The following is a 16,123-nucleotide window of genomic DNA, read 5'->3' as shown; positions in this document are numbered from 1 at the left end:
CGGCGCCGGCCTCCCCGCCACGGGCCGCCGGCCACCGGCTCGCCCCGCACGTGCCGCACCGGGGCACACCCCGGGCCCGGCGTCCGGTTCCGGGTGCCGTCGGGTAGCGTCGAAGTATGAAGACCGCGCTGGTCCGAGGACTCTTCGTCCCCCTGGTCGCCCTGGTCATGGCCGCCCTGACGGTCCTGTCCACCGGAGCCGCCCATGCGTACGCGGCCACCGACATCTCGGCCATCGCCGCCTCGCTGCGCCACGGCCCGGTGTATGTCGATCCGGCGGCCTCCAGGCAGCTGTCCACCGCCGACGCCGACGCGCTCGCGAAGAAGATCGAGGACGCCGGCAAGCCCGTCTTCGTCGTGGTCCTGCCGGCCGGCTACCCCACCCAGAACCTCTTCTCCGATCTGCGCACGGCCACCGGCATCACCGGTGTGTACGCGATCCGGCTCGGCGACCGCTTCGACGCCCGGGCCGACTCCTCGGTGCTGCCCCGCACCGCCGTGCAGAACCTGGTCACCAGCGTCCAGGGCGAGAGTGCCAAGGCCCAGCTGACCGACTTCACCGACCGGGCCCTGGTCAGCGTCCGGGGCCACGCACCGTCGTCCTGGGGCACCTCGAGCGGCCGGAGCGGGGTCTCGTCCACCGCGCTGATCACCGTCGGCGCGGTGCTGGTGGCCGGTGGCGTGGGCGCCTACGCGCTCGTACGGCGCAGCCGGCGCCGCCGGGAGGAGGAGCAGCGGGCCGCGCTGGAGAAGCTGCGGGTCGTGGTCGACGAGGACATCACCGCCTTCGGTGAGGAACTGGACCGTCTCGACTTCCACCCGGCACAGCCCGGCGCGGACGACGCGATGCGCGCCGACTACGAGCGGGCGCTGGACGCCTACGAGCAGGCGAAGTCGTTCATGGCCGCGGCCCAGCGCCCGGAGGACGTGAAGCCGGTGACCGAGGCCCTGGCGGACGGCCGCTTCTCGCTGGCGCTGCTCGCCGCCCGGCGGACCGGCCGTCCCCTGCCCGAGCGCAGGCCGCCGTGCTTCTTCGACCCGCGCCACGGCCCGTCCGTCGCCGACGCGACCTGGACACCCGCCGGCGGCGCACCCCGCGAGGTTCCGGTCTGCGCCGCGGACCAGGCCCGGCTGGCCGACGGCCGCGACCCCGCGGTCCGCGAGGTGGACACCGAGTACGGTCGCCGTCCGTACTGGGACGCGGGCCCCGCCTACGGCCCCTGGGCGGGCGGCTACTTCGGCGGCGGCATCCTGCCGGGGCTGCTGGTGGGCACCCTGCTCGGCAACATGATGGCCACTCCCTCGTACGCGGCCGACTACGGCGCCGGATACGGCGACTTCGGTGGCTACGACGGCGGTTACGAGGGCGGCGACATGTCGGGCGCGAACTTCGACCCCGGCGACTTCGGCGGCGGCTCCGGCGACGGCGGGGGAGGGGACTTCGGCGGGGGCGGCGGCGACTTCGGCGGAGGCTTCTGAACCGGCCGGCCTACCCGTCCCCTCGAACCGCAACATACGGCGCGCCCGCTTTCCACAGACGGGGAGTGGAAGGCGGGCGCGCCGTATGTGCCCGAGTGGGCGCTCGATGGACCTGCGGGTCAGGCCTGCTTGATCGCCGAGAGGTCGAAGACCAGCTTGATCTTGTCGGAGATCAGCACACCGCCCGTCTCCAGGGCCGCGTTCCAGGTCAGGCCCCACTCCGAGCGCAGGATCTCCGCCTTGCCCTCGAAGCCGACGCGCTCGTTGCCGAACGGGTCCTTGGCGGCGCCGTTGAACTCGAGGTCGATGGTGATCTGCTTGGTGGTGCCGAGGATGCTGAGGTCGCCGGTGATCCGGTAGTCGTCGCCACCCAGCGCTTCCGCCTTGGTGGAGCGGAACGTCATCTGCGGGTGGTCTTCGATCTTGAAGAAGTCCGCGCTCTTCAGGTGGTTGTCGCGGTCGGCGGAGCCCGTCTCGATGCTGTCCATCTTGACGTCGATCGAGGCGGTGGACTTCGACGGGTCCGAGCCGTCCAGGTGCAGCGTGCCCTCGAAGTCCTGGAAGCCGCCCTTGACGTTCGTGACCATGGCGTGGCGGGCCACGAAGCCGATCGTGGAGTGGGACGGGTCCAGGGTGTAGGCGCCGGTCAGCGCGGCGAGGTCGGCGTTGCTCTCGGCGGGGGTGGCGGTGCTCTTACGGCCGAAGATGCCCATGACGTGTTGCTCCTTTGGGGGACGGTTCGCGGCTTTGGACGGCCGCGAAGCCAAAGCTGTTTAACGTTCAACGATGCGAACAGACTCGACCGTAGACTTATTCCGTTCAATTTTCAACGTCATCGGTACATGTCGCCGATGACGTTCGTCGTCGGGGGTGGCGGCGCGGCGTACTCCCGGCGGCCGGGTACGGTGGACCGGCCGACGGTCGTGTGCGGCCGCTCCGGCGGTCGGGACGGGTGGTCCCAGGGCGGCCGTTCGGGGTCCCGTGTCACTCCGAGGATGGCATGCGGAAGCCCGCGATGTGAGGTTGCTCTCGGTCGAGCACGTTGTGCGACCCCTACAACGCTCACGCCCTCTGAGCAGTCGGATGGGCTGCATCCGATGGGGATTCTGTTCAGTGCTACCAGGAAAACGGGCCGGAGACTGTACAGAGTGGACGGCTCGCTTTGCTTGGTGGACTTCATAAGGTCGCTACATGACCGTTTTGGAAGAGGCTGTAGGTTCCGGGAGCGAGCCCACGGATGCGCGCGGCCGGGTCGCCGAGCTGCACGACATCCGTGCGCAGGCCGTGGCCGGGCCCAGCGAGAAGGCGACCGAGGCGCAGCACGCCAAGGGCAAGCTGACCGCCCGGGAGCGGATCGAACTGCTCCTGGACGCAGGGTCCTTCCAGGAGGTCGAGCAGCTGCGCCGGCACCGGGCGTCCGGGTTCGGCCTGGAGGCCAAGAAGCCGTACACCGACGGTGTGATCACCGGTTGGGGCACGGTGGAGGGCCGGACGGTGTTCGTCTACGCCCATGACTTCCGTATCTTCGGCGGCGCGCTGGGCGAGGCCCACGCCACGAAGATCCACAAAATCATGGACATGGCCATCGCGGCCGGTGCGCCGCTGGTCTCGCTGAACGACGGCGCGGGCGCCCGTATCCAGGAGGGTGTCAGCGCGCTCGCGGGCTACGGCGGCATCTTCCAGCGCAACACCAAGGCGTCCGGCGTCATCCCGCAGATCTCCGTGATGCTGGGCCCGTGCGCGGGCGGCGCGGCCTACAGCCCCGCCCTGACGGACTTCGTCTTCATGGTCCGTGAGACCTCGCAGATGTTCATCACGGGCCCGGACGTGGTCAAGGCCGTGACCGGCGAGGAGATCTCCCAGAACGGCCTGGGCGGCGCCGACGTGCACGCCGAGACCTCCGGCGTGTGCCACTTCGCCTACGACGACGAGGAGACGTGCATCGCCGAGGTGCGCTACCTCCTGTCGCTGCTGCCGCAGAACAACCGGGAGAACCCGCCGCGGGTGGAGTCCACCGACGCGGTGGAGCGCCGCAGCGACGTCCTGCTGGACCTGGTGCCCGCGGACGGGAACCGGCCGTACGACATGGCGAAGGTCATCGAGGAGATCGTCGACGACGGCGAGTATCTGGAGGTCCACGAGCGGTGGGCGCGCAACATCATCTGCGCGCTGGCCCGGCTGGACGGCCAAGTGGTGGGCATCATCGCCAACCAGCCGCAGAGCCTCGCCGGGGTCCTGGACATCGAGGCATCGGAGAAGGCCGCGCGCTTTGTCCAGATGTGTGACGCCTTCAACATCCCGCTGGTGACCCTGCTGGACGTTCCGGGATTCCTGCCCGGTGTCGACCAGGAGCACGGCGGGATCATCCGCCATGGCGCGAAGCTGCTGTACGCCTACTGCAACGCGACCGTGCCCCGGATCTCGCTGATCCTGCGCAAGGCCTACGGAGGCGCCTACATCGTGATGGACAGCCAGTCCATCGGGGCGGACCTCACCTACGCCTGGCCGACCAACGAGATCGCCGTGATGGGCGCGGAGGGCGCGGCCAATGTGATCTTCCGTCGCCAGATCGCGGGCGCCGAGGACCCGGAGGCCATGCGGGCGCGGATGGTCAAGGAGTACAAGTCCGAGCTGATGCACCCGTACTACGCGGCCGAGCGCGGGCTGGTGGACGACGTCATCGACCCCGCGGAGACGCGCGAGGTCCTCATCAAGTCGCTGGCGATGCTGCAGTCCAAGCACGCGGACCTGCCCTCCCGCAAGCACGGCAACCCCCCGCAGTAACCGAGCGGACCCTCCGCGGCAACCCCGCGGACCTCTCTCTCACGGAGACTGACATCCATGAACACCCCTGACATCCGCGTCGAGAAGGGCTATGCCGAGCCCGAGGAAGTGGCCGCCATCACGGCCATCCTGCTGGCCCGTGCAGCCGCCCAGCCGTCCATGACGACCCCGGCCCACCGCGGCCGCGCGAAGGCCGGCTGGCGCCGCCTGGAGCGCGAGCCCGGCTTCCGGGCGCCGCACAGCTGGCACGGCTAGGCCTTCCCCTCAGCAGTCCGAGAAGGGCCCCTCCGCCACGGAGGGGCCCTTCTTGGTGCACGGCGCACACGGAGGTGCACAGGAAAAAGAAATCCCCGCGCCCCATGAAAGGGGGCGCGGGGATTTAACGCGATCAGCCACGGACAGTCCGCAGGCGTCCTGCGATCCGCCGGGCCGGCCCGGCGGATGCGATCTGCGCCTAGCGCAACCGAGCCATCAGCGCGTGCTCCACGAGAGTGATCAGGGCACTCTTGGCATCCGCGCGATGGCGGGCGTCCGTCGTGATGATCGGGGCGTCCGGGCCGATCTGCAGCGCCTCGCGGACTTCCTCGGGCGCATAGGGCTGATGCCCGTCGAAGCCGTTGAGGGCGACGACGAAGGGCAGGCCCGAGTTCTCGAAGTAGTCGACGGCGGGGAAGCAGTCGGCGAGGCGGCGGGTGTCGACCAGGACGACGGCGCCGATGGCGCCGCGGACCAGGTCGTCCCACATGAACCAGAAGCGGTCCTGGCCGGGTGTACCGAAGAGGTACAGGATCAGGTCCTGGTCCAGGGTGATACGGCCGAAGTCCATGGCCACCGTGGTGGTGGTCTTGTCCCCGGTGTGGGTGAGGTCGTCGATGCCTGCCGAAGCGGACGTCATGACGGCCTCGGTGCGCAGCGGGTTGATCTCCGAGACGGCGCCGACGAACGTGGTCTTGCCCACGCCGAAGCCGCCCGCCACCACGATCTTCGCGGACGTGGTGGAGCGGGAAGGACCGCCGCTAGAGCTTGCGAAGTCCACTGAGCACCCTTTCGAGCAGTGTCACGTCTGGCTGGCCGCCGGCGTTCTCGTCGCCGCCGGGCTGATGAATGGCGACCAGTCCCGCCTCCGCCAAGTCGGCGACGAGAATTCTGGCCACGCCGAGAGGAATCGTCAGGAGCGCCGACACCTCGGCCACCGACTTGATCTCCCGGCACAGGTTGCAGATCCGCTGATGCTCGGGCAGCTGGCCCTGCATCTGGTGCGGAGATGCGGTGGTGTGCACCAGCGCCTCGATGGCGAGCTGGTAGCGCGGCCTGGTACGACCGCCCGTCATGGCGTACGGGCGCACCAGAGGGTTGTTCGACGACCCGGCGGGCGCGGGCTCCGGCGAGCGGCGCTGCGGCTGCACGGGCTGGATGCGCGGTGCCGGCGGCTGGTCGTACGGCGACGGCCCGGGACCCTGTGGGCCCTGGGGCGCGTACGGCTGACGCCGCTGGCTCGGCGCGGAGGGGAAGTTGTACCGATTGTGCTCACCCTGGCCCGGACCCTGACCAGGGCCGTAGGACCAATTGCCCGAGGACGAACCGCCTGGGGGTGTTGCCACTTTCTCTCCTCCTCCGACTGCGCTGTGCACCCATCCTGTGGAAGCCGCGTCCCGAAACCTTACGGCCACGGGACGCGAATACGCACCGTCCGTCTGTTAGTTGAGAAGGCTTCCCTGAAGCTCCGCACGAAGGTCCGGAGTGAGAACCGTGCCGGCACGGTCCACCAGAAGCGCCATCTCGTACCCAATGAGGCCGATGTCCGCCTCCGGGTGTGCAAGAACCGCGAGCGACGAACCGTCGGAGACGGACATGATGAAGAGGAATCCCCGCTCCATCTCCACAACTGTCTGGTTCACACTGCCGCCCTCGAAGATGCGGGAGGCGCCCGCGGTCAGCGAGGTCAGACCGGAAGCGACGGCCGCCAACTGGTCGGCGCGGTCGCGCGGAAAGCCTTCGGACATCGCCAGAAGGAGTCCGTCGGCGGAGACCACCACGGTGTGGGACACCCCAGGGGTGTTGTCCACGAAGTTGGTGATCAACCAGTTCAGGTTCTGTGCCGCCTGGCTCATCGGGCTCACACTAACGCTCCTGGTTGTAGGTGCTGTCAGGACCGAAGCCCTGGCCGTTCGTTTCACTGCCTGCGTTGCGTCCCCGCTGGACGCCTCGACGCAGGTTGCTCAGCCTGCCCCGCACGTCCTCGGGGGCACGGGAGACCTGTGGGCCTCCCTGCGGGGTCGTCTCCGCGGCGCCCTCGATCAGGTTCGCCTTGGGCACCCGTCGGGGCAGACCGGAAGAGGTGACCCCGCCCGCCTTGGGTTTCCGGAGCTGCGTCGCCTGCTGCCACCGCTCGTCGTTCGCGGAGCGCCAGTCGTCGCCCGGCTCCATGGCCGACGGCTCCTGCGTCACGGGCTGCTGTCGGCCGACGGCGCCGTTCGGGGTGGAGCCGCGACGGGGCAGTCCGGCGTCGGTGAGCTCGTGAGCGGCGGAGGAGGCCGGTCCGGGACGGTCGAAGCCTACGCGGTCCCGCTCACTCACGTCAGCGGCCTGCATGGATTCCGTTTCCGGAGCGTAATCAGCGCGGTAGGCGCTCTGGTACCCGTCCTGCTTCGGCCAGTCGTCCCGGTAGCGCGACTCGTCGAAGGCCGAGAACGTCTCCGAAGCGGTGCCCTGGGTCGCCGAGCGGTTGTCCTGCACCGGCTCCGCATAGGCGGGCTCCGGGTAGCCGCCGGTGGACGGGAAGCCGTCACCCTGCGGCAGGCCGCCGGCCGGCTGGTAGTACGTCTCGTCGTACGCAGGCTGCTGCGGATCGCCGTACGCCGTCTGCTGGTCGTAGCCCGGCTGCTGCTCGTCGTACGGGTGCTGTCCGTTGTCGTACGCGCCCTGCAGTGGCTGGAAACCGTCCTGGTAGGCCTCGGCGGGCTCCTGCGCCTCCTCGGGGCGGCCGTGGCCCTGCGCCTGAGCTTCCAGGGCCGCACGGCGCTCCTCGCGCATCAGCGAGCGGCCGACGGGGTCCAGGTCCCTGATGTCGTCGGGGACCTCGGTGTAGCGGCTGTCGTCGAAGCCGAGATCCGCGGCGGTCAGCATCGGCTGTGCGGACCCGAAGTTCTCGCCCCGGAACTGCTGCTCCGGGATGATCTGCGAGACGGTGAACTCGTCGCGGCCCATCGGCTGCTCGCCACCGCCACCGTGGGTGATGGCGTCCGGGAGCATGACCAGCGAGGTGGTGCCGGCCTGCTCGCCCGAGGGGCGCAGCTGGACCCGGATGCCGTGCCGGTCGGACAGCCGGCCGACCACGAAGAGGCCCATGCGCTGGGAGATCGCGGCGTCCACGGTCGGCGGGTTGGCCAGCTTGTGGTTGATGTCCGCGAAGTCCTCGGCCGTGAGGCCGATGCCCTTGTCGTGGATCTCGACCATGATCCGGCCGTCCGGCAGCCGTGTGGCGGTGACCCGGACCTTGGTCTGCGGGGAGGAGAACGTCGTCGCGTTCTCCAGCAGCTCGGCGAGCAGGTGCACGAGGTCGGTCACGGCGCGGCCGTGGATCTCGGCCTCCGGGACGCCGGAGAGCTCGATGCGCTCGTACTGCTCCACCTCGGAGGAGGCGGCGCGCAGCACGTCGACCAGCGGGACCGGCTGGTCCCAGCGTCGGCCGGGCTCCTCGCCCGCGAGGACGAGGAGGTTCTCGCCGTTGCGGCGCATACGGGTCGCGAGGTGGTCCAGGCGGAAGAGGTTCTCCAGCTGGTCCGGTTCGGCCTCGTTGTTCTCCAGGTCGGTGATCAGGGTCAGCTGGCCCTCGATCAGCGACTGGTTGCGGCGCGAGAGGTTGGTGAAGATCGCGTTGATGTTGCCCCGCAGCAGGGCCTGCTCGGCGGCGAGCCGGACGGCCTCGCGGTGGACCTGGTCGAAGGCGCGGGCGACCTCGCCGATCTCGTCCGTGGAGGTGATCGGGATGGGTGCCACACGGGTGTCCACGCGACCGGGGTCCGTGCGCGAGAGCTGGTCGACCAGCATCGGCAGACGCTGCTCGGCGACACCGAAGGCGGCGTTGCGCAGCTGGCGCATGGAGCGGCTCATCTGGCGGGCCATGAGGCTGGCGATGATGAACGCGGCGAGCAGGGCGACGATGACGATGGCACCGGTGATGAACGCGGACTGCTTGGCGTCGTCGGCGATGTTCGAGGCGTCCGCCACGGCCTTGTCGGCGAGGTCCGATTCGATCTGACGGTAGGCGTTGTACTTGAGGGTGTTCACCGCCAACCAGTTCTCGGGGGTGACGCCCTGCTTGGCGAGCGCTGCGACGGCCGTCTGGTTCGGGGCCGACAGGGTGGCGAGCGCGGAGACCATGTTCGTTGCGGGGTCGGACGTGGGTTTGGACGGCGGTGGCACGTACGTCTGGCCCTTGGCCTGCGCGTCCGCGGCCGCCTTCTGGGCCAGAGCCTTGCCGTCCGCCTCCACCTTCGTCTTGGCCTCGTCCAGCTTCCTGGCGTCCGCCGCGGTGCCACCGCCGAGGTACTCCTCGACAGCGATGCCCTCGAGGTAGGCGTACGAGGAGAGGGCGACGCGCTGCTTGGCGAAGCTTTCGGCGTCGGGGCCGGGCTGGATCAGCAGGTGCAGACCGATCGAGCGCTCCAGCGAGAGCGCGGCCTTGGTGAGCGAGATGGCGTAGACGGAACGGCCGTAGCTGGTGATGTTGCCGGTGCCGAGACCGAGCTCGTTGGCGAACTCCATCAGCGGGTGCGCGACCCCGACGTAGTCCTCTTCGGTCTGAACGCCCTTGAGCTTGGTGTACGCACCATCGCGCAGGTCCGGCAGCTTCTTCTCGGCCGTACGGAAGATGCCGAGCCGGCGCTCCAGGCCGGATTTGTGTGGCATGTTCAGGGCGGCCCGGTCGAAGGCGTCGGCAGCCTTGTCGGTGGCGAGCCTGACCTGGACGACGGTCGGGTCCTTCGCGCCCTTGCCTGTCAGCAGGGGTGCCGCGGACGCGTCGCGCTCCTGGTAGAGCGCGTCGGCGTAGCTCAGTGACGCCTGCACCAGCCGGGCGGTGTTCTCGGCGTCCTTGGCCTGGTTCCAGGTGTCGATCGAGCTCTTCACCTGGAAGCCGCCCATGACCAGGCCGACCAGCACGGGTATGAGAAGGATCGCGTTCAGCCTGGTCGGCACACGCCAGTTGCGCGGCGAGATACGACTGCCGCTGGGCGGGAGAGCCGACGGCTCCGGGCCGGACGCTTGTGCGGGTGCCGCTCCGCGCGGCGGCGGGGTGAAGTTGCCCCGTGCCGACGGCTCGGGACCGTTCTTGCTTCGCCTCACTCGACCAACAACCTCTCGGCGACGGCACCTTCGTCGTGCCGCGGTGTCTCCAAGCCCTGTCTCCGACCTGTACGTCTTTGACCAATGGGCAGTTCAGGCATTCCAGCACGTCGGCCTGTGCGATTCCAAACACTCGGAAGCGAGCATTCCACCTGCCGAAAGCACCAGATAAAACGGTCATAAAGAGCGAGCCCCGCCAAAAGGCGGGGCTTTTGTGAGCGCAGTGACACCGGCCGAACGCGACGCGTGGCGATACCACTGGATATCTCTGTCGAAACGTTATGAACACAGAGGCCGGCCGTGTCAAACGCCACAGCCGGCTCCTGTATGTCTACGACAACTGCCGTATTGCACCGATGGCTTGCACTACCGCAGACGTGCCATGAGCGCATGCTCGACCAGCGTGATCAGGGCACTCTTGGCATCCGCGCGATGGCGGGCGTCCGTCGTGATGATCGGGGCGTCCGGGCCGATCTGCAGCGCCTCGCGGACTTCCTCGGGCGCATAGGGCTGATGCCCGTCGAAGCCGTTGAGGGCGACGACGAAGGGCAGGCCCGAGTTCTCGAAGTAGTCGACGGCGGGGAAGCAGTCGGCGAGGCGGCGGGTGTCGACCAGGACGACGGCGCCGATGGCGCCGCGGACCAGGTCGTCCCACATGAACCAGAAGCGGTCCTGGCCGGGTGTACCGAAGAGGTACAGGATCAGGTCCTGGTCCAGGGTGATACGGCCGAAGTCCATGGCCACCGTGGTGGTGGTCTTGTCCCCGGTGTGGGTGAGGTCGTCGATGCCTGCCGAAGCGGACGTCATGACGGCCTCGGTGCGCAGCGGGTTGATCTCCGAGACGGCGCCGACGAACGTGGTCTTGCCCACGCCGAAGCCGCCCGCCACCACGATCTTGGCGGAGGTGGTCGCCCGACCACCGTCAGAGCTTGCGAAGTCCACTGAGCACCCTTTCGAGCAGTGTCACGTCCGGCGCGCCGCCGTTGTTCTCGTCGCCACCCGGCTGGTGAACGGCGACGAGACCGGCCTCCGCGAGGTCCGCGACGAGGATCCGTGCCACACCGAGCGGCATGGCCAGCAGCGCCGACACCTCGGCCACCGACTTGACCTCACGGCACAGGTGGCAGATCCGCTGGTGCTCCGGCAGCAGCCCCATCAGCTGCGCCGGGTCGGCCGTTGTACTGATCAGTGCCTCGATGGCGAGCTGATAGCGCGGCCGGGTCCGGCCGCCAGTCATCGCGTACGGACGGACCAGCGGCTGGTCGCCCTCGTCCCCGTACGGCTCTGCGTACGGATCGTGAGAGGCGGTGGGCGGGGTCATGAATCCTCCGGGCGGGACAGCAAGTCGGTCAGTCGTGCCGTCTGACGGGGCCGGTGGGGGGATTGTGGCGGCCGGACGGTGATTTGGTGAGACGAGTGGTGCCGGGGCCGATCAGTGAAGCAGACTGCCCTGGAGTTCGGCGCGCAGGTCCGGGGTGAGCACCGCACCCGCGCGGTCGACCAGGAGTGCCATCTCGTAGCCGACGAGGCCGATGTCGCACTCGGGGTGTGAGAGTACGGCGAGCGACGAACCGTCCGAGATGGACATGAGGAAGAGAAAGCCGCGTTCCATCTCGACGACCGTCTGCGCCACGGTGCCGCCCTCGAAGATGCGAGAGGCGCCGGCGGTCAGCGAGGTGAGCCCGGAGGCCACGGCCGCGAGCTGGTCCGCGCGATCGCGCGGGAAGCCTTCCGACAGCGCCAGAAGGAGTCCGTCGGCGGACACGACGACGGTGTGGGACACCCCGGGGGTGTTGTCCACGAAGTTGGTGATCAACCAGTTGAGGTTCTGTGCCGCCTGGCTCATCGGGCTCAACTAACGCTCCTGCTGGTGAGTGGGGCTTGGGTAGCTGCCGGTCTGGTGGGGACCGGTGCCGGCCTGGCGACCCTGAGCGATGCCCCGTCGGAGATTGGTCAGCCGGCCGCGTACGTCATCGGGCGCACGCGAGACCTGCGGACCGGTGTGGTGCTGTTGCTGTTGGGCTGTGCCCGGCACGAGGTTCGCGCGCGGGACCCGGCGCGGCAGGCCGGAGGTGGTCACGCCGCCCGCGGCGGGCTGGCGTACTCGCTCGGCCTGGCGGACGAGCTCGTCGTTGGGCGAAGTGCGCCAGGCCGGGGTGGCGGCCGGACGCTGAGGCGGGGCGGCGGGGGGCTGCTGCGGAGCCTGCGGCGCGTAGCCGTTGCTCTGCGGCTGCTGTCCCTGTCCGCCGCGGAACCAGTTGGTCTCGAGCGTGTCGTACAGCGGCGTACGTCCGTCGCCGGGGCCCGGCGCCGGAGGGAGGGCCTCCGGCTCCTGACGGCGCGGCGGCTGCTGCGGCTGCTGGGGACGCTGCGGAGCCGGCGGCCGGGAGGCCCCGTAGCCGTTGGCGCCGGCCTGCGGCCGCTCGAACTGGCCGGTGGAGGACGGGTCCTGCGGATTTCCGTGGCCCGGGGCGGCGAACTGGCCCGTGCCGGCGGCGTCGTAGCCCGGGGCGCTGAACTGGCCCGTGTTGGAGCCGTCGTAGCCCGGGGCGCTGAACTGGCCCGTGTTGGAGCCGTCGTAGCCCGGGGCGCTGAACTGGCCCGTGTTGGAGCCGTCGTAGCCCGGAGCGGCGAACTGACCCGTGCTGGAGCCGTCGTAGCCCTGATTGGCGAACTGGCCGGTGGAGGAGGGACCCTGGGCCCGGCCGGGCGCCTGGTACTGGCCCGTGGGGCTGCCCTGGTCGCGGGTGCCGTAGACGTCCGAGCGGACGAACTGCCCGCCGTTGTTCGGCGAACCCGCCCCGGGACGCGGGGCGTTGAAGTCCGGCCGCGGGAACTCGGAGGTGGAAGCGGGGCCCTGGCGGTCGTCGATGCGGGGCATGGGCGAGGTGGAGGACAGGGCGTCCGGCTCCTCGTGACCGCGCGGGGTGTCCAGCGAGGCCCGCGGCACCGGCGGCTGCGCGTTCTCGTCGCTCCAGCTCGGGGTGCGCTGCTGGTTGCCACCGGGCAGCTCGGCACGCGGACCGCCGCGGCCGGGCAGCTGCGGACGGCGGCGCGGACCGCGTTCCTTGGGCTGCTTCTGCTGCTTCTGCTGCTTCTGCTGGGGCTGCTGAGGCTCGGCAGCCGGGGCGCCGTTGCCGAAGCCGCCCTGGCGCGAGCTCGTGTCCTGCGCGCCCTGGGCCGCCTGGGGACCGCCCTGGCCCTGACCGAAGGCGCCGGCACCCGCGCCCGCCGGGGCGGGCCGGCCCTGCTGCGGGGAGGCGGGGGCCTGCGGGCCGTCGGGACGTCCGCCCGGGGCGCTGCCGGGCAGTGCGGCGCGCGGGCCCTGCCCGGCGCCCACCTGACCGCGCTGCGGGGCGGCACCGAGACCCGCTCCGCCGGAGCCGCCGGTACCGAACGAGGAGCCGCTCTGCTGGGCCTGCCGGCGGGCCGCGGCCACACCGGCGGCGGCCTGCGCGGCGGCCGGGCCGCCGCTCTGCGGGGCGCCCTGGCCCGGCTTGCCGGCCGGCTTCTTGCCGCCCTGGGCGACGTCGACCGGGAGCATGACCAGCGCGGTCGTACCGCCGGAGTCGGAGGGACGCAGCTGGATGCGGATGCCGTGGCGCTGCGACAGACGACCGACCACGAACAGACCCATGCGCCGGGACACCGACACGTCCACGGTGGGCGGCGCGGCGAGCCGCTCGTTGATCTGGGCGAGGTCCTCGGGGGACAGGCCGATACCCGTGTCGTGGATCTCGATCAGCACCCGGCCGTCGGGCAGGGCGTGACCGGTGACCTTGACCTTGGTCTGCGGCGACGAGAACGAGGTCGCGTTCTCGAGCAGCTCGGCGAGCAGGTGCACGAGGTCGTTGACGACCCGGCCGGCGACCTCGGTGGCCGGGACCGCGGCGAGCTCGATGCGCTCGTACTGCTCCACCTCGGACGCGGCGGCACGGAGCACGTCGACCAGCGGGACCGGGCGGGTCCAGCGCCGGCCGGGCTCTTCACCGGCGAGGACGAGGAGGTTCTCACCGTTACGGCGCATACGCGTCGCGAGGTGGTCGAGCTTGAAGAGCGAGGACAGCTGGTCCGGATCGGCCTCGCGGGACTCCAGTTCGGAGATCAGCGACAGCTGCCGCTGGATCAGACCCTGGGAGCGGCGCGAGAGGTTGGTGAACATCGCGTTGACGTTGCCCCGCAGCAGGGCCTGCTCGGCGGCGAGGCGGACCGCCTCGCGGTGCACGTCGTCGAAGGCCGCGGCCACCTGGCCGATCTCGTCCCGGGAGTGCACACCGACCGACTCGACGGAGGTGTCGACGTCCTGCGGGTCGGACTCGGACAGCTGCTTGACCAGCTCGGGCAGTCGGTCCTGGGCGACCTTGGTCGCGGTGTCCTGCAGACGGCGCAGCGAGCGGATCATGGACCGGGCCACGACGAAGGCGCCGACGAGGGAGACACCGAGGACGATGAGGATCAGCGCACCGGAGATCAGCGCCTCGCGCTCGGAGGCGCTGCGCAGCTCGCGGGCCTTCTGCTCCATCTCCTCGAGGAGCGTGCCCTCGATCTTCTTCATCTGCTCGATCTTGGCCGTGTCGTCGTCGATCCAGTCCTTGTACGAGCGCTTGTCCTGGTTGCTCATGCCGGAGGCGCTCTGCAGGACGCGGGTGGCGTAGGTGTCGGCCGACTCGATCGTCGGGCTGCCCTGGTCGATCGGCTTCGTCAGGTCCTCGGCGCCGTCGCCGTAGATGCTGTGGAAGCTGTCCAGCTCGGATTTCTGGCTCTCCAGGGCCGAGAGGGCGTACTGGCGGTCGTTCTCGGAGATGTTGCCGAACGTGGTGGGAATCGCCGGCAGGGCCGCGGCGATGACCGCGCGCTGCTCCGAGGCGTACTCCTTGGCGGTCGAGAAGGCCGCCAGGGCGCGGGTGCGCTGGATCATCTCCGGGTTGCTGGTCGCCTCCGCCATGTCCTGGGACAGACTGAGCAGCTGGGTGATCAGGCGGTGGTACGCCTCGACCGTCTGCGTGGAGTTCTTCGGGTCCTTGTAGGCGGCGGACCGGATGGAGCTGAGGTTGTTCAGCTGACTCGCGATGCCGACGACGCTCTCGCGGACGCCGACGAGCTTGCCGCTGTCGGAGGCGTCGCCGATCTCCTGGGTGCCCTCCAGGAAGGAGGCGCGAGCGCGGTTCGTCTTGTCTTGGGCGCCTTTGACCTGGAAGTCGTCGTTCGCCGTCGCGCCGTGGGCGAGGGGGCCGGCGGACTGGTCGCGCTCCTCCTGGAGCGCGGCGGCCAGCTGTGTCGCCTGCTTGGTCATGTCCGTCAGCAGCTTCATGTTGTCCAGCTGCTGGATCTGGTCCAGGTTGTCGTTGATGCGCAGGGCACCGAGCGACGTGGCGGCGACCACGGGGAGCGCGAGCAGCGAGACCAGACGCGTGGAGATGCGCCAGTTGCGCAGGGCTATGCGCGGGCCGGGGTCGGTCGAGTTGGTGATCTTGGGTGTGGCGGGCGGTATGGGGGCTGCGGTCACGCCGGTGCGCCCAGGCCGCTCGGAGCCGCCGCCGGACGGTGCCGGTCCCGGGTTCTGGGCGTGCTGGGGCGAGGAACCACGGTCGGTCCCGCCGTGCGGCTCCGGCTCCGCCGAAGCGCTGCCATCCCTCTTGAAACGTCCCTGCACTAGCGTCGCAACCTCTGGACCAGGCGCCCCTCCGCGCGAGCGGCGGGGCGGTGTCGGCGTCGTGAGGGGGCGTCCTGAATACGCCCCCCTGGTGGTCGTGAGTGACCGGCGCTGGCTCCCCCTGCCCGCCGCTGCTCGGCGCTGCGTTGCGCCCCCTGAGCGCCGGTGCGATCCCGCGGCGGTCCGTGGAATTCCAGCACAGTGGCGGATCTCCAACAAGGCCAATGGTCCAGCCCGTGACCGCCGTGACGGCTTGTGAGCGCGCTGTCACAAGCCGTAGAAAGTTATCTCCCTCATAAGGGACTTAAGGCTGCGAACCGCTGGTCCATGCCCGGTGTCCCAGTCGCCATGATCAGGAGCGGAATGCGGGCTTCAATGGGTCAATGTCCGTTTCGAGGGGGCGGAATCGCGGCCCATATTGCCCCTTTTGTTCGTCAGGCAGTGAGCAAACTCACACTAAGCTCATGCCCTCTTCCGGCTTCCGGTGGGAATTGCATGTTTAGCCTGACGCTTTACAGGGACGGCGAATCCGACAACCCGCGCCCCGTGGAAGGCCTCAGAGGCCCGCCGGGCGCCCGCAAGGACAAGGTCAACGACAACAGTGAAGACCACGATGATGTTCCGCACGATAGCCAACCCGCGGCGCACGACGTTGGCGCACCTCGCCGACGCCGAAGAGCTGCAGGCACCGGCGACGCCGGAACGGTCCGTCGACCTTCCCGCTCAGACCGCCAACCCCAGGCGCACCGTTCTTATGGAGGTCCCGGTCCAGGCTTCTGCCGCCGAGTAGTACGCGCCGCAGGCGCCGCCCGCTCAACCGCGATTCCGCGGGAGGGGAGCGTGTCGGCCGCGCCGCGGCGCT

Annotated in this window: 13 protein-coding genes; 4 read left to right on the top strand and 9 right to left on the bottom strand. The window is 69.9% G+C overall.

What is annotated here, in order from left to right; genetic code table 11:
• Positions 1-116 precede the first annotated feature (116 nt).
• Positions 117-1,478, top strand: a complete 1,362-nt coding sequence (locus tag ACQEXA_RS19065; RefSeq protein WP_432932937.1) for a hypothetical protein — start codon at positions 117-119, stop codon at positions 1,476-1,478.
• A gap of 119 nt (positions 1,479-1,597) precedes the next feature.
• On the opposite strand, the gene ACQEXA_RS19060 is transcribed toward ACQEXA_RS19065, so the two are convergent.
• On the bottom strand, positions 1,598-2,191 hold the full coding sequence (locus ACQEXA_RS19060; RefSeq protein ID WP_432932939.1) for a YceI family protein: 594 nt from the start codon (positions 2,189-2,191) through the stop codon (positions 1,598-1,600).
• Between the two features lie 478 nt (positions 2,192-2,669).
• Here ACQEXA_RS19060 and ACQEXA_RS19055 point away from each other — a divergent pair, with 478 nt between their 5' ends.
• Both ACQEXA_RS19055 and ACQEXA_RS19050 read left to right on the top strand, forming a co-directional pair.
• The gene (locus ACQEXA_RS19055) at positions 2,670-4,262 is read left to right on the top strand and encodes an acyl-CoA carboxylase subunit beta (RefSeq protein WP_433130623.1); all 1,593 of its coding nucleotides are present in this window, start codon (positions 2,670-2,672) and stop codon (positions 4,260-4,262) included.
• Between the two features lie 57 nt (positions 4,263-4,319).
• Entirely contained in the window at positions 4,320-4,517 is a 198-nt protein-coding gene (locus ACQEXA_RS19050; protein ID WP_432932943.1) for an acyl-CoA carboxylase subunit epsilon, read from the top strand.
• 199 nt (positions 4,518-4,716) lie between these two features.
• Here ACQEXA_RS19050 and ACQEXA_RS19045 read toward each other — a convergent pair whose 3' ends face one another.
• The 8 genes from ACQEXA_RS19045 to ACQEXA_RS19010 form a co-directional block, all read right to left on the bottom strand.
• A complete protein-coding gene (locus ACQEXA_RS19045) occupies positions 4,717-5,298 on the bottom strand; it encodes a GTP-binding protein (protein WP_361822801.1) in 582 nt (193 codons plus the stop codon).
• Entirely contained in the window at positions 5,279-5,863 is a 585-nt protein-coding gene (locus ACQEXA_RS19040) for a DUF742 domain-containing protein (RefSeq protein WP_359411812.1), read from the bottom strand. Before ACQEXA_RS19040 ends, ACQEXA_RS19045 begins: the two co-directional genes overlap by 20 nt.
• A 96-nt stretch (positions 5,864-5,959) precedes the next feature.
• Positions 5,960-6,373: a roadblock/LC7 domain-containing protein gene (locus tag ACQEXA_RS19035; RefSeq protein WP_005479603.1), complete on the bottom strand. Its 414-nt coding sequence runs from the start codon at positions 6,371-6,373 to the stop codon at positions 5,960-5,962.
• Between the two features lie 10 nt (positions 6,374-6,383).
• Complete coding sequence (locus ACQEXA_RS19030; protein ID WP_432932947.1) at positions 6,384-9,608, bottom strand: nitrate- and nitrite sensing domain-containing protein; 3,225 nt, start codon at positions 9,606-9,608, stop codon at positions 6,384-6,386.
• Between the two features lie 366 nt (positions 9,609-9,974).
• Positions 9,975-10,550, bottom strand: coding sequence for a GTP-binding protein (locus tag ACQEXA_RS19025; RefSeq protein ID WP_043444120.1), 576 nt, complete (start codon positions 10,548-10,550; stop codon positions 9,975-9,977).
• Positions 10,531-10,929 (bottom strand): DUF742 domain-containing protein, encoded by a 399-nt coding sequence (locus tag ACQEXA_RS19020; RefSeq protein ID WP_432932950.1) that lies wholly within the window; start codon positions 10,927-10,929, stop codon positions 10,531-10,533. The genes ACQEXA_RS19025 and ACQEXA_RS19020 overlap by 20 nt, the downstream gene beginning before the upstream one ends.
• A 111-nt stretch (positions 10,930-11,040) precedes the next feature.
• The gene (locus ACQEXA_RS19015) at positions 11,041-11,454 is read right to left on the bottom strand and encodes a roadblock/LC7 domain-containing protein (RefSeq protein WP_037764993.1); all 414 of its coding nucleotides are present in this window, start codon (positions 11,452-11,454) and stop codon (positions 11,041-11,043) included.
• Positions 11,455-11,463: 9 nt separating this feature from the next.
• The gene (locus ACQEXA_RS19010; protein WP_433130621.1) at positions 11,464-15,261 is read right to left on the bottom strand and encodes a nitrate- and nitrite sensing domain-containing protein; all 3,798 of its coding nucleotides are present in this window, start codon (positions 15,259-15,261) and stop codon (positions 11,464-11,466) included.
• Positions 15,262-15,862: 601 nt separating this feature from the next.
• Between ACQEXA_RS19010 and ACQEXA_RS19005 the strand changes: the two genes are divergently transcribed.
• Positions 15,863-16,051: a hypothetical protein gene (locus ACQEXA_RS19005; RefSeq protein WP_432932954.1), complete on the top strand. Its 189-nt coding sequence runs from the start codon at positions 15,863-15,865 to the stop codon at positions 16,049-16,051.
• Positions 16,052-16,123 lie beyond the last annotated feature (72 nt).

This window comes from Streptomyces sp. CA-106110, assembly GCF_050936285.1.
Classification (GTDB): Bacteria; Actinomycetota; Actinomycetes; order Streptomycetales; family Streptomycetaceae; genus Streptomyces.
The sequence above is the reverse complement of the archived record's forward strand: the minus strand, read 5'-3'. Positions and strand labels throughout refer to the sequence as shown.

Coding starts and splice junctions, on each gene's coding strand:
- ACQEXA_RS19065 (WP_432932937.1), top strand. CDS start 117: ATGAAGACCGCGCTGGTCCGAGGACTCTTCGTCCCCCTGGTCGCCCTG.
- ACQEXA_RS19060 (WP_432932939.1), bottom strand. CDS start 2,191: ATGGGCATCTTCGGCCGTAAGAGCACCGCCACCCCCGCCGAGAGCAAC.
- ACQEXA_RS19055 (WP_433130623.1), top strand. CDS start 2,670: ATGACCGTTTTGGAAGAGGCTGTAGGTTCCGGGAGCGAGCCCACGGAT.
- ACQEXA_RS19050 (WP_432932943.1), top strand. CDS start 4,320: ATGAACACCCCTGACATCCGCGTCGAGAAGGGCTATGCCGAGCCCGAG.
- ACQEXA_RS19035 (WP_005479603.1), bottom strand. CDS start 6,373: ATGAGCCAGGCGGCACAGAACCTGAACTGGTTGATCACCAACTTCGTG.
- ACQEXA_RS19020 (WP_432932950.1), bottom strand. CDS start 10,929: ATGACCCCGCCCACCGCCTCTCACGATCCGTACGCAGAGCCGTACGGG.
- ACQEXA_RS19015 (WP_037764993.1), bottom strand. CDS start 11,454: ATGAGCCAGGCGGCACAGAACCTCAACTGGTTGATCACCAACTTCGTG.